10 protein-coding genes are annotated in these 14121 nt (G+C 65.2%); 8 read left to right on the top strand and 2 right to left on the bottom strand.

All coding sequences use genetic code 11. The features are described 5' to 3' along the window. Positions 1–578: 578 nt before the first annotated feature. From CKO31_RS14275 to CKO31_RS14305, 7 genes are all read left to right on the top strand, one after another. Positions 579–2621 (top strand): type I restriction-modification system subunit M, encoded by a 2043-nt coding sequence (locus CKO31_RS14275; protein WP_200238681.1) that lies wholly within the window; start codon positions 579–581, stop codon positions 2619–2621. Positions 2622–2630: 9 nt separating this feature from the next. Then, positions 2631–2858, top strand: coding sequence for a hypothetical protein (locus tag CKO31_RS14280; RefSeq protein WP_200238683.1), 228 nt, complete (start codon positions 2631–2633; stop codon positions 2856–2858). Between the two features lie 93 nt (positions 2859–2951). After that, positions 2952–3128 carry a hypothetical protein gene (locus CKO31_RS14285; protein ID WP_200238686.1) on the top strand — a complete coding sequence of 59 codons (177 nt, stop codon included), beginning with the start codon at positions 2952–2954 and terminating at the stop codon, positions 3126–3128. 92 nt (positions 3129–3220) lie between these two features. Next, positions 3221–4540, top strand: a complete 1320-nt coding sequence (locus CKO31_RS14290; RefSeq protein WP_200238689.1) for a restriction endonuclease subunit S — start codon at positions 3221–3223, stop codon at positions 4538–4540. Between the two features lie 122 nt (positions 4541–4662). Continuing rightward, on the top strand, positions 4663–5226 hold the full coding sequence (locus CKO31_RS14295) for a Uma2 family endonuclease (RefSeq protein WP_200238692.1): 564 nt from the start codon (positions 4663–4665) through the stop codon (positions 5224–5226). A 135-nt stretch (positions 5227–5361) separates the two neighbouring features. Then, a complete protein-coding gene (locus tag CKO31_RS14300) occupies positions 5362–8268 on the top strand; it encodes a type I restriction endonuclease subunit R (protein WP_200238694.1) in 2907 nt (968 codons plus the stop codon). A 344-nt stretch (positions 8269–8612) separates the two neighbouring features. Further along, entirely contained in the window at positions 8613–9170 is a 558-nt protein-coding gene (locus CKO31_RS14305) for a Uma2 family endonuclease (protein ID WP_200238697.1), read from the top strand. A gap of 306 nt (positions 9171–9476) precedes the next feature. On the opposite strand, the gene CKO31_RS14310 is transcribed toward CKO31_RS14305, so the two are convergent. Together CKO31_RS14310 and CKO31_RS14315 are read right to left on the bottom strand one after the other, a co-directional pair. Then, a complete protein-coding gene (locus CKO31_RS14310) occupies positions 9477–9803 on the bottom strand; it encodes a helix-turn-helix domain-containing transcriptional regulator (protein WP_200238700.1) in 327 nt (108 codons plus the stop codon). A gap of 74 nt (positions 9804–9877) precedes the next feature. Further along, positions 9878–12310: a glycoside hydrolase family 65 protein gene (locus CKO31_RS14315; protein WP_200238703.1), complete on the bottom strand. Its 2433-nt coding sequence runs from the start codon at positions 12308–12310 to the stop codon at positions 9878–9880. 549 nt (positions 12311–12859) lie between these two features. Between CKO31_RS14315 and CKO31_RS14320 the strand changes: the two genes are divergently transcribed. Next, positions 12860–13828, top strand: a complete 969-nt coding sequence (locus CKO31_RS14320; protein ID WP_200238705.1) for a BON domain-containing protein — start codon at positions 12860–12862, stop codon at positions 13826–13828. The last annotated feature ends 293 nt before the right edge of the window (positions 13829–14121 follow it).

Here is a 14121-nt window from a genome sequence, read left to right on the forward strand (position 1 = left end):
TCGGCGCCGACGCCAGGAGGCCCGACAAGGCAGCAGGCGCAACGCCGATGTCGGGCTTCGCTGCCGCTCAGCGCCGACCTACGCCGGCCGCCCCCGCAGCCCGTAGGTCGGCGCCGACGCCAGGAGGCCCGACACGACGGAGTGCGACCCATCACGCAACCGTCCGCCGACGCCCGATCGATGCACGCTCTCCCCACCACCGTGGGGGATTTGCACCCGCCGCTGGTTGCACTGCACCGCCTCGGCCCGTCCACCGGCGCGCTGCACAGGCGCCATTCCAACGTCGATGGATGCCCGGAGATCCGAGGCGTCGATGTTCCAGGCCGCTGAAAGGCAGAACGATCATCGGCTCCCAGCAACGCACCCTGGCTTGCTATCCTCAGACCGCCCTGTACGAGGCGCATGCCATGCGCGCTTCTGGCCGCCCACCGCGGATCGGCGGCGGCGATTATCCTGCCGGCGAGGGCAGGGACCGACCTGCCGCACAGGTCCAGCGGCGGTCAGCGCCATCCGACGAAGCGGGCATGCCCTGAGCACAACGCCGACCAAGCACGACACGGAGCACAAGGAGCCCCCGCATGGCCGACGGCCAGAGCACCAACAGCACCATCCAGACCAAGAGCGGCTTCATCTGGTCCATCGCCGAGATCCTGCGCGGCGACTTCAAGCAGTCCGAATACGGCAAGGTCATCCTGCCCTTCGTGGTGCTGCGCCGCCTCGACTGCCTGCTGGAGCCGAGCAAAGCGGCCGTGCTCAAGACCGCCGAGACCCTGCCCGACGACATCGACGACACCACGCGGGACATGATCCTGTTCAGCGACGTCGGCAACAACGTCAAGGTCTACAACCTCTCGCGCTTCACCTTCGCGAGCCTCAAGGGCCAGGACCCCGCCCAGCTGCACGCCAACCTGGTGGACTACATCACCAAGTTCTCGGGCAACGTCCGCGACATCTTCCTCGACAAGTTCCTGTTCACCGACCAGCTCAAGCGCCTGAACGAGGGCGGCCTGCTGTGGCCGGTGTTCGAGCGCTTCACCGAGATCGACCTGCACCCGAGCACCGTCTCCAACCTGGAAATGGGCTACCTGTTCGAGGAGCTGATCCGCCGCTTCTCCGAAATCTCCAACGAGACCGCCGGTGAGCACTTCACGCCGCGCGAGGTCATTCGACTGATCGTCGATCTGCTCATCGCCAACGACGATGCCAAGCTGTCGGGCCGCGGCATCATCCGCCAGGTCTACGACCCCGCCTGTGGCACCGGCGGCATGCTGGCGTTGACCGAAGAGGCGCTGACCGAGTTCAACCCCAACATCCGCGTCGAGCTATTCGGCCAGGAGCTGAACCCGGAATCCTTCGCCATCTGCAAGTCCGACATGCTGGTGACCGGGCACGACCCGGAGCAGATCGCCTTCGGCAATACCCTCACCCAGGACGCCCACAAGGGCAAGCGCTTCCACTACATGCTGTCCAATCCGCCCTATGGCGTGGACTGGAAGAAGTACCAGGAGCCGATCAAGGACGAGGCCGCCCAGCTCGGCTTCCACGGCCGCTTCGGCGCCGGCACGCCCAGGGTCTCGGACGGGCAGTTGCTGTTCCTGCAGCATATGATTTCGAAGATGCGCGACGACGAGACCGGCTCGCGCATCGGCATCGTCATGAACGGCTCGCCGCTCTTCACCGGCGGGGCCGGCTCCGGCGAGAGCGAGATCCGCCGCTGGATGCTGGAGAACGACTGGGTTGAGGCCATCGTCGCGCTGCCGACGGATCTCTTCTACAACACCGGCATCCAGACCTATGTTTGGCTGCTCAACAACCGCAAGCCCGAGACCCGCGCCGGCAAGGTGCAGCTCATCGACGCCTCCGGCGAGCACTTCTGGCGCTCGATGCGCAAATCCCTCGGCTCCAAGCGCCGCGAGATCCCCGACGCCGCCCGCGCCGAGATCGTTCGTCTCTATGCCGATTTCGTGAACGGTGAGAGCGGTGAGTCCGATGTCTCCAAGATCTTCCGGACCACCGACTTCGGCTACCGCGAGATCCGGGTCGAGCGCCCGCTCAAGCTCAACTTCCAGGTCAGCGACGAGCGCCTGGCTCGGCTCGCGGACGAGAAGGCGTTCAAGAAGCTCGATCCAGATGAGCGCGAGGCAATCATCGGCGCGCTGAAGACCATCGGCGAGGCGCTCTACCGCAACCGAGACAGCTTCGAGCAGGCCCTGAACAAGGCGCTCCGCCCCCTGAAGGACAAAGACATCAAGCTCTCGGCGCCGCTCAAGAAGGCGATCCTGTCGTCACTGTCGGAGCGCGACGAGGCCGCCGACACCTGCACCGACAAGCAGGGCAACCCGGAGCCCGATCCGGAGCTGCGCGACCAGGAGCTGGTCCCGCTCGGTGAGGACTGGCGGGAGTACCTGGCCCGTGAGGTGACCCCCTTCGTGCCCGACGCCTGGGTGGACGAGAGCGTGCGCGATGCCCGCGACGGCGAGGTCGGCCGGGTCGGCTACGAGATCAACTTCAACCGCTACTTCTACAAGTATGTCCCGCCGCGACCCCTGGAGGAGATCGATGCGGAGATGAAGGCGCTGGAGGCGGAGATTGCGGCGCTGCTCCGCGACGTTACCAGATGAGGTGATGACATGAACCCGACCTCCGATCATGATGATATGCCCAGTGAGATCGACTTCTCGGGTGGTGCCCGCGGCAAGTTCTATCGCCCCGACGCACAGCTCAGGCTGCCCATCCACCTTGAGGCGGACGTCCAAGCAAGACTGGCCGCCATCGCCAGTGCCAAGGATATGGACCTGTCGGCGCTCGTGAACGACTTGCTCAAGAAGGACCTCGAGCTGATCGAGATGGGGCGGTAGATTCATTGGGCCAAAAGGGACCAGAAGCCGGTGCAGACGCTACTCTGTGCTGCTATAGCGGAGCAACGCAACCGCGATGTGATCGAGAGGGTCATGACCAATTCGCTCCAGAACAAAGCCACCAACGTCGGCGAGAATGCGCGGCAGGCCATGGCGCGCGAGTGCATGCAAGTTGTGCCTGATGCCCGGGTCGATGACCGCATGCGCGATGCCCGCGACGGAGAGGTCGGCTGCGTTGGCTACGAGATCAACTTCAACCGCTACTTCTAACAGTACGTCCCGCCGCGGCCGCTGGAGGAGATCGATGCGGAGATGAAGGCGCTGGAGGCGGAGATTGCACGGTTGTTGAAGGAGGTGGCGGCGTGAATCTTGCCGAACATAGACTACGGCTGTCGCCATCAGATTGGTGCCGCAGCAAGGTGAAGCACCACCTCTCTTTCTTCGTAGGCGGCGGCACCCCGAGCAAGGACCGGGCGGACTACTGGACTCAGGGTACGATTCCTTGGGTTTCACCCAAGGATATGAAGCGCCGCTACATCGACCACGCAGAGGATTTTATTACGGAAGAGGCTGTTTCAAGCAGTACAACGTCCTTAGTTTCTCCCGGTAGGGTATTGATGGTAGTTAGATCTGGGATCCTGAGGCATTCTCTTCCAGTGGCTATTAATTTAGTGCCCGTGGCTCTCAATCAGGACATGAAGGCTTTAGGGTTTAGGGGAACACTTGACCCTCGATTCTTCGCTTTCTGGGTCAGCGGCCAGGCTAAAAATCTATTACTCGAATGGACTCAAATTGGTGCGACTGTTGATAGCATAGATGTAGACGCTACGCTGAATGCATGGATTGCTTTGCCTGATCTCGAAACCCAAAAAACCATCGCCGATTTTCTCGACCGCGAGACCGCACGCATCGAGCAGTTGGTATTCAAGCGTATACGTTTGGCAGAGATCGTCTCCGAGCGGCAAAGAGCTATAATTGCATCAGTTGTTATTGGTGGTCGTCATGATGATGGGACTTGGCTTCCCGATTTACCGCCAGACTGGGAGGAAAAACGTGCGAAATTCTGCCTCCGTGAAACTCAAAAGAGAAGCGTGACCGGTGAGGAAGAGCTTCTTACAGTATCTCATATAACTGGCGTGACAAAACGCGCTGAAAAAGACGTCAATATGTTTCTTGCCGAGACAAACCAGGGGTACAAGCTAGTTTCTGAGGGCGATCTGGTCATAAATACGATGTGGGCATGGATGGGGGCAATGGGTGTTAGCAGCCACTACGGGCTGATTAGTCCATCATATGGAGTTTATCGGTTTGTCTCGAACCAGTTGAGACCTGCTTTTGTCGATTTGATTGCGCGATCAAAGCCATTTATTGCGGAAGCAACTAGGCGAAGTAAGGGAATTCATAGTTCACGTTTACGCCTCTATCCAGACCTATTTCTCGATATGTCGCTGCCAATCCCTCCGCTAGCAACCCAGGATGCCATTCTTGTGGATCTTGAGAGAAAGTTTCAGAAAGAAAATGAACTGCTGCGCAAAAATTCGCAGGCAGCAGATTTACTCCGCGAATTCCGCTCCGCCCTCATTACCGCCGCCGTCACCGGCCAGATCGACGTGACGGCCTGGAGTCGTCGCGGCAGCACCGACCGCCGTCTGGATCAGATCGAAGAGGAGATGAGCACATGACAGGGAGGCCAGCGGCCGCCATCCACACTGAACCGGTGGTCCAGGACCACGTGATCGCCCAGCGCATCGCCGGTGGGTGCTACCGGTTCGCGAATTTTCGCCTCTGACGGAGGAGCGCCACCATGCATGCGACAGATGCTTCACGGCAAGTCAGCGTCGAAGACTACCTCGCCGGCGAGGAAAAGGGCGAGGTGCGCCATGAGTACATCGACGGTCAGCTCTATGCGATGACCGGCGCGAGCGATCGGCACGGCATGATCGTCTCCAACCTCGTCGCCGCCTTGCGTCCGCTGTTGCGCGGGCGCGGATGTCAGCTCTTTGCCAACGATATGAAGGTGCATCTTCAGATCGCGGGCCAAAACATCTTCTACTACCCTGATCTGCTGCTGGGCTGCGATCCGGATGATCGCCAGACCTACTTGCGCACCAAGCCCTGCGTGCTCGTCGAGGTCCTGTCGGAGACCACCGAGCGGATCGAGCGGCGCGAGAAGTTCCTGGCCTATACGACCCTGGCGAGCCCGCAGGACTACCTGCTGGTGAGTCAGACGCGGCGCGAGGTCTGGCATCATCGGCGCTCGCGCGAGTGGTCGCCGGATGTGGTGACCGATGGCGAGCTGACACTCGACTGCCTCCGCCTGGCTCTGCCGATCGGGCTGGTCTATGAGGACGTCGAAGGACTCGACTGACACGCAATGAGCTCGCCCTACACAGCCGGAATCCAACGGGAACAGGTTCTGCAGGACCACCTGATAGCCCAGCTCGTGGCCGGCGAGGGCTACCGGCAGCGGAATCCGGCGAGCGACTATGACCGGAGCCTGGCCATGGATAAGGCCCTGGTGCTGGAATTCGTCCAGCAGACCCAGCCCGACGCCTGGGCCAAGCTCGAGGCCCACTACAGCGCCTCGGCCGAGGACACCTTCTTCACCCAGCTCGCCAAGGCGCTAAAGGATCGGGGCCTGCTCGACGTGCTGCGCCAGGGGATCAAGATCGTCCCCGGCATCCAGTTTGCGCTGTACTACTTCCAGCCGGCCAGCAGCCTTGAGCCCAAACGCGTCGCCGAGTACGAGGCCAACATCCTGTCGGTGATGAAAGAAGTCGCCTACAGCTGCCGAGAAGGCAAGGGGCATGACAACCGCATCGACATCGTCCTGTTTGTCAACGGCCTGCCCGTGGCAACCCTGGAGGCCAAGAACCTGCTCACCGGCACCACCTTCAAGCATGCCGAAAAGCAGTACCGCGAAGACCGCTCGCCGGCCGGCGAGCCGCTGCTGACCTTCAAGCGCGGTGCCCTGGTGCACTTCGCCTTCGACGAAGACAACTGCTCGATGACCACCCGGCTGGCGAACGGCAAGACCCACTTCCTGCCGTTCAACCGGGGGCGAGACGGCGGGGCCGGCAACCCGGACATCGACGGCGAGTTTCGTGTCGCCTACCTGTACCGCTCCGGTACCGATGCCGGTGTGGGGGGCAAGGCCGTCTTCTCGCGCGAGGTCCTGCTCGATGTGATCGGCCGCTTCATGCTGCTGGAGGCCAGCGGCAAGCAGGAGACGCTGATCTTCCCGCGCTTCCAGCAGCTGGATGCGGTGCGCAAGCTGAGCGCCCATGCCCAAGCCTTCGGCCCCGGTCACAACTACCTGATCCAGCACTCGGCCGGCTCCGGCAAGTCCAACACCATTGGCTGGCTCGCCCATCACGCGATCAACCTGCACAACGCCGACGACGAGCCGGTCTTCAACACCGTCGTCATCGTCACCGACCGGGTGATCCTCGATCGCCAGCTGCAGGACACCGTTGCGCAGTTCGAGCAGACTCAGGGCGTGGTGAAGAAGATCGACGGCACCTCCCGGCAGCTCAAGGAGGCGATCGCCAAGGGCGCGCGGATCATCATCACCACCATCCAGAAGTTCTCCACCGACCACCTCAAGGCCCTGTCCGGGCAGGGCGGGCGCACCTTCGCGGTGATCGTCGATGAGGCCCACAGCAGCCAATCAGGTAAGTCGGCACAGGCGATGACCGATGCGCTGACCCGCGAGGCCGGCTCCAGTGACGAGATCGAGGACCTGATCGCCGCCTATCAGAAGAGCCGCGGCCCGCAGCCCAACATCAGCTTCTTCGCCTTCACCGCGACGCCGCGCAACGTCACCCTGGAGCGCTTCGGTACCCAGGGCGAGGACGGGCTGCCGCACCCGTTTCACCTCTACTCCATGCGCCAGGCCATCGAGGAGGGCTTCATCCTCGACGTGCTGCAGCACTACAGCACCTACAGCGCCTACTACCAGCTGGAGAAGGCCATCGAGGACGACCCCCGGCTCAGCTCGCGCAAGGGCCAGCAGCGCGTCGCCCGCTACGCCAACCTGCACGAGACCGCCATCAGCCAGAAGGCCGAGATCATCGTCGAGCACTTCCGCCGCCATGTGCAACCGATGTTGAACGGCCAGGCCAAGGCGATGATCGTCACCAGCAGCCGCGAGCACGCGCTGCGCTACTACTTCGGTATTCGCGATTACCTCAAGCAGCAGGGCTACAGCGACCTCAAGGCCCTGGTCGCCTTCTCCGGCGAGCTGACCCACAACGGCGAGACCTTCACCGAAGCCGCCCTGAACGGCTTCTCGGAAACCGAGCTGCGCGGGCGCTTCGACGGCTTCAAGAAGGACGGCACCCCGTATCCGGAGACCTATCAGCTGCTGATCGTCGCCGAGAAGTACCAGACCGGCTTCGACCAGCCCAAGCTCTGCGCCATGTACGTGGACCGCAAGCTCGCCGGCCTGCAGGCGGTCCAGACCCTCTCGCGGCTCAACCGCACCTACAGTGCCACGGTGGGGCCGGGCAAGGACGCGACCGACATCCTGGACTTCCGCAACACCATCGAGGAGATCCAGGACGCCTTCCGGCCCTACTACGAGGTCACGGCCCTGGAGGCCAACTCCGACCCGAACCTGGTCTACGACCTGGAAGGTCGTCTGTTCAAGTTCGGTTATCTGGACCGCGCCGAGATCGAGCGCTTCGCGCAGACCTTCTACCAAGGCAAGCTCGGCGTAACCGACCGCGCCCGGCTCGAAGGGCTGGTCCGTGCAGCCGTTCAGCGCTTCGAGGCCGATGACGACGAAGGCCGGCAGGAGGAATTCCGCCAGCTGCTGAAGAGCTACATGCGCTTCTACAGCTTCATCGCCCAGGTCATGGCCCTGGAGGACACCGGCCTGGAGAAGCTCTACAGCTACGGCGCCTGGCTCGTGCGCCTGCTGCCCAACCGCGAGGTGCCGCCGGACATCGAGATCACCGACGACATGCTCAAGCTGCAGGCGTTCAAGACCGAGAAGCAGGAGGAGGGCAGCGCCTCACTCGGCGTCGGCGAGACCGCCGCGCTCTACGCCATCACGGAATTCGGCGCCAAGCCCTACACCGAGGACGAGCAAAAGGAGCTCTCGGAGATCGTGCGGGCGTTCAACGACCGCCACGGCACCGACTTCAGCGAGGAGGACATGCTGCGCTTCGAGCGTGTCAACCGCGACCTGCTCAGCGACGACATGACCGCGATGCTGCGCAACAACCCGCCGGACGTCGTCTACGGCGCCTTCGCCCAGGCGTTCTTCCAGGGCGCGATCCAGATGTTTCAGAAAGACAACGAGATGCGCAACATCGTCATGACCGACCCGGACGCCCGGGAGAAAGCGACCCGGCACTTCTTCAATCGGGCGTTGCGGGAAGTGCATGAAGGTGCGGCTTCATGACGCGCCCAATGCATCGATGGGCCGTAGGTCTACGGCGACAACGAGCAAGAATCACCGCTGTGGTGATGTGTCGAGCGCTCTGCGGCTGTTCGTGGCGCGCCACGGAGAGCATTGATGCGAGGCGCATCGCCGTCGAGGGGAGGGCGGTTCAGCCGTTGCCGTCCGGTTCCGGGGTGGACTGCGCTTCGCTTGTCCACCCTACGCCCTGTGCCTGCTCCTCTTGCCCGGCATCGTCTGCTCCGCATGTAGGGGAAACAGCTCAGATGCCGAAACAGTTGAAGAATGGTCATCGGCGGGGCGCAGCGCTTCCCACAGCGGAATAATCCGGACATCGAGGTGACCCCATGAGCCAACCCGCAGGGCGCCTGGCGACCTATCAGGACATCCTGGACCTGCCGGAGCATATGGTCGGCGAGATCCTTCACGGCACCTTGGTGACCCACCCGCGTCCGGCGCCCAAACATCTGCTTGCCAGCTCGTCGCTCGGTGTCGAGCTGGCTGGTCCGTTTCAGATGGGACGCGGTGGCCCCGGCGGCTGGTGGATCCTCGATGAGCCGGAGCTGCATCTGGGGTCGCACATCTTGGTGCCGGCCCTGGCCGGCTGGCGCCGAGAGCGTCTGCCGGGCCTGCCTGAGACGGCCTATTTCGACACCGTCCCGGACTGGGTGTGCGAGGTGCTCTCGCCCGCCACCGCGAGGATCGACCGCGGCGACAAGCTGCCGCTTTATGCGGCCCAGGCGGTGGCCTGGTGCTGGCTGCTGGATCCGGATCTGCGCACCCTCGAAGTCCTGCAACGGCAGGACAGCCAGTGGCTGCTGCTTGGGACTTTCAAGGACGATGCGCGGATACAGGCGCCGCCCTTTGCGGAGATCACACTCGACCTGACGGCCTTGTGGACCTAGTGCAACAGTGCGGCAATTCCCAAACCGATTGCCGCTGACCGCAATCGCTGTGAGGTGGGAGCCCGCTTGCGGGCGATCTTCTGCAGCCGCGAGCGCAGCGAGGTCGCCCGCAAGCGGGCTCCTACAGCGCTGGGAGCAAAGCTGCCGGTTTTGCTGGTGCTCAAGGCCCCTGTGCGGCGACGGGGATCTCCTTGATGGGCACGACCTGGGAGTCGCCGGGCCGCAGGGGCCGTCGGACGCTGCCGCCAACCGGGGGCTGGGACGCGTTCTCTGGTAGCTCGGGCGCGCTCCGCGCAGCGACCGGCCTTACTGCGGGCTGGTCGAGGAGTGCACGCTGAAAGAGACCCCCTCGTGGGCCTTTAGGTGAGAGACCACGGCGAAGAGATTGTCGGCGCGCGGATTGCCCTCGTCGCTCAGCATGCGCATCAGGCTCTTGGGGCTCTTGTGCAGCTCCGCCCCCAGCGCCTCGAAGCCGACGGTCGCGTTCACATAGTCGCGCAGGAGCAGCTTGCCGGTCTCCAGGTCGTTGTTCAGGAACGCATCGAGGGCTTCTTCGAGCAGAGCGATACGAAACGCCGGGTCCGCTTGTGCCCGGGCCTTGATCGTCTCATTGAAATCTCTCGTCAGGGGCATGGCTCAGCCGCCTTTCTTCCGCTGTTTGTAGTCTTCGCTTGTCCACCCTACCGAGCAGCCGATTGTGGTTGCGCTCAAGGGCCATGGACGGCGACGGGCATCTCTTTGATGGGCACGACCTGGGAGTCGCCGGGCTGCATGGTGACGCTGCGGTCGTCGATGCGCAGACGGATGGCGCCCAGGTGTGCCGAGACGGCGCGGATCTGCATCTGTTCGTGGGTGATGTGCAGCGCGAGCGTCTGGCCGCGGTAGCGCAGGCGAATGCGCAGGCTGGTCAGCTCGTCCGGGAGCTGCGGGTTCAGCACGAGCTGCTCGTCGCGGACTTCGATGCCGGTGTAGCAGCGCTGCATCAGGTCCACAGTGCCGGCCATGGCGCCGAGGTGGATGCCCTCTGAGGTGGTGCCGCCCTGGATGTCCGCGACATCGCTCTCGACGGCCTGGCTGAACAGCCGCCAGGAGCGCGGGCGGTCCGAGCGCGCCAGCACCCAGGCGTCGACGACGCGGCTCAGCGTCGAGCCGTGGCTGGTGCGTGCGCCGTAGTAGTCGACGTTGCGGGGGATCATGTCCGGGTCGAAGTCGTAGCCCAGGCGCTCGAACAGCTGCTCCACCACCTCGGCGGAGAGCAGATAGAAGAGCATCAGCACGTCCGCCTGCTTGGTGGCCTGGTAGCGGTTCGGGGAGTCGCCCTCGGCCTCCAGAATGCGGTCCAGGCGCTGGATGTCGCCGTATTGCTCGCGGTAGCCGTCCCAGTCCAGCTCTTGGAGCTGCTCGAAGCCCTCGAACTGGCTGATGATGCCGTCGCCGTGGAAGCATACCCGCAGCTTGCGGCTGACCGTGTCCCAGTGGTCGAGCTCGTCCGGGGTGATGTCCAGCTGGGCCACCAGCTCGTCCCAGCGCTCCCGCGGCAGGTGCTCGGGCAGGGACAGCGCCCGGCAGAGCACCCAGACGGCCATCACCGTGGTGTAGGCGTGGTTGTCGAGGCCGGGCTCCTCGCGGTCTGGGTAGCGGGTGTGGAACTCATCCGGGCCGACGACGCCGTTGATCTCGTAGCGGCCGAGGGTCTGGTTGAGCTGCGCCTTGCTGGCCCAGAAGCGGGCGATCTCCAGCAGCATCTCGGCGCCGAAGAAGGACAGGAACTCGGTGTCGCCGCTGGTTTGGTAGTACTGCCAGATGTTGTAGGCGATGGCCGCGTTGACGTGGCGCTGTAGGTGCGTCTCGTCCGGTGTCCAGTGCCCGGAGCGCGGGTTCAGGTGCAGCTGCTGGCTCTCTTCCCGGCCGTTGCTGCCGGACTGCCAGGGATACATGGCGCCGCGGTAGCCGGCTTCCCGCGCCGCGGCCCGGGCGGCGGGCAGGCGCCGCCAGCGGTACATGAGCAGCGAGCGGGTGATCTCCGGCAGGCGCAGGTTCAGGGTCGGGAAGATGAACAGCTCGTCCCAGAAGATGTGCCCGCGGTAGGCCTCGCCGTGCAGGCCGCGGGCGGGCACGCCGGCGTCCAGGTCCATGACCTGGGGCCCCGCCGTCACCAGCAGATGGAACAGATGCAGGTGCAGGATGGCCGCGGTGCGGTGGTCGTGGTCGTCGGCCAGCTCCAGCTCCAGGTCGAAGCGCTGCCAGAGCTGCTGCCAGAGGAGCGCGCTGCCGGCGAGCAGCGCTGCGAAGCGGGGCGCGTCGGCGATGGCGTTGCGGGCCGCCAGCCCGCATTCGCTGATGGCGGCATCGCGGGAGGTGTAGAGGGCGACCACCTTTTCGACGGCTATGGGCTGGCCGGCGTCGAGCTGCAGCGTGAAGGTCTGGCCGATGCGCTCGTCGGCCTGCTCTAGGCTCGGCTCGCCGGCCAGGGCCTCGTCGTTGCGGTACAGCCGGGTGCGCGCGGCCAGCGCGATCTCCAGGCGCGACTGGCGGGTGCGGACCTTCAGCCAGATGCCGTCCTCGCCGACGGGCTCGGTGGCCATGAGCTCCAGGTGCTGTCCTTCCAGCCCCTGGTAGCGCTCGACGCCCGAGTTGGTGACGCTGCCGTCCAGGGCGCTTTCGACGGTGACGGTCCCCGACCAGTCTTCCGCCGTGATCTCGGTCTCGAGCGCCGCCAGGTGATGCTCCGACATGTGCACCAGCCGGCGCTGGCGAAGCCTGGTGGTGCGTGCGCTGTCATCGCGGAAGCGGACCTCGCGCTCCAGCACGCCGCGGCGCATGTCGAGCCCCTGGTGGTAGTCCAGGATGTCGACGGTGTCGAGCGAAAACTCGGTGCCGTCGTCGAAGGTCAGGCGCAGCGGCAGCCAGTTGGGGAGGTTCACCAGGTCCTCGTTCTCCACCGTGCGCCCGTGCACGTCGCTGCGGGCGCGGTCGTAGCCGCCGGCGAGGTAGGTGCCGGGATAGTGGTGCTCGTTGGCCTCGGCCTCCGGGGCGGCGCCGCGGGTGGCGAAGTAGCCGTTGCCGAGGGTGCAGAGGGCCTCGCGCAGGCGCTCCTGCTCGGGTTGGTAGTCGTGGTAGTGCCAGTGCCAGTCGTTCATGTCCGTCGCTCAACAGATGGGCCGGGCTCGGCGGCGACGCCGGCGTGCTGCCCGACGCCAGCCCCCGCGGGATCGCGCTGCCGGGTCGCGCGCTCCGGCGTGCCGCCACCGCGTCGGCCGGAGGTTCCGGCATAGATACAGCAAGTCGTGGACCAGTCCCGGGGCGGCGCTCGCGCACGCCATCACGCCTGTCCACGGCGAGCCAATGCTCAGGGACCGGTGAGATTGGGCAAGTATTGCTTACGGCTGCCCCGCGTGCGTCGTGGGAGTGCTTCGGCGTAGGTCGGGCCGACATCAGGAGGCCCGACAATCAGCAGGTTGCCGGTAGCGCGGTGTCGGGCCTCGTGCCTCAGCCCGACCGGAGCATTCTTGTCACGCTCGGGCTGGCGCAGCGGTTGCTTGCTTCCGGGATGGAAACGCGGCATCCGATACGGCATGCGAACGCGCCCTACAACGACGGCTTGCCCCGGGGGCGGATTCGGCGCGGACTCTCCGGTCCCGACGGCTGCCCGGTTGTGCGCAGGCCGTCGCGACCAACGGAGACCCCTCATGATGCATACGCCATCGCGCGTCCGATCACCATTGCTTCCCCGCTTCACTTGGCGAGCCAGCCGCCGGGCCGTCGGGCCCGGGCTGGCGGCGGCCCTCGGCGGTCTGCTGCTCGCGGCCGGGGGTGTCGCAATCGCCCAGGACCTGGAGAGCGACCCGCCCGGCGTGCCGGAGCCCGTGACGGCGGTGGGCGACGCACAGCCGGAGCACACCGGCGTCGAGGCGCCGCCCGGCTCCGAGCTGTGGACCGAGGCGCGGCTCTTGACCACCTACAGCCTCAACGAGCACTTGAACCCCTTCGATATCGACGTCGGTGTCGACGGCGACACCGTGACCTTGAGCGGCATCGTGGACACGCCTGTGGCGCGCGATTTGGCGGTACTGCTGGCGCGTGATCTGAGCGGCGTCGACAAGGTGGTGGACCGCCTGCAGGTCGCGCCGCCGGGCCAGACAGAGCGGACCGTGAACCCCTTCTACCGCAGCGTGACCGAGGCCAATACCAGCGCGCGGGTCAAGCTGCAGCTATTGTGGCGCGAGCCCGTCTACGGGCTGCTGGTGGACGTGACCACCAGCGGTGACACGGTCATCCTCTCCGGCGACGTCCGCTCGGCGGAGGACAAGGCGCTGGCCGAGCGGATCGCCCGGCGCACCGAAGGGGTCGCCGCGGTGGAGAGCCAACTGACGGTGGACCCGGACGCGACGGTTGCCGACGAGGCTCGGGAGGTGATGACCTCGGCGGCGGAGCAAGTGTCGGATGCCTGGCTGACGGCGCGCGTTGCGGCATCGTTGCGCTTCGACCGCACGCTGGACGCGGCGCGGGTCGATGTCACCACCCGGGACGGTGTCGTTACGCTGTCGGGACAGGTGCCGACGGCGGCCGATAAGCGCGAGGCGGCCGAGCTGGCCGCCGCCATCGACGGCGTGGCGCGGGTCGAGAACCTGATTGCTGTTGACGGCCCCGAGGCCTGAGATGCGCCGCCAGACCAGGGCGACCGCAGCCTGGGCGAGCCTCATGGACTCGCCTGCCACAGTCGGTTCATTTGCCCCTAGCGGCGGTGGAGCTGCCCCGGCGGCGTGAGCGGCTTGATCGCTGCTGACAGCCGTGTCGCGGCAAGGATGCCGCTCCCACGGGCACGGCGTCGCCGTGGGAGCGGCCTCTGGCCGCGACGACTTCCAGGGCGCTGGCAACGGCGCGTCGCGGCAAGGATGCCGCTCCCACAGGCGCGGGGTCGCTGTGGGAGCGGCCTCTGGCCGCGACGACT

It is taken from the genome of Thiohalocapsa halophila, assembly GCF_016583825.1.
Taxonomy (GTDB): domain Bacteria; phylum Pseudomonadota; class Gammaproteobacteria; order Chromatiales; family Chromatiaceae; genus Thiohalocapsa; species Thiohalocapsa halophila.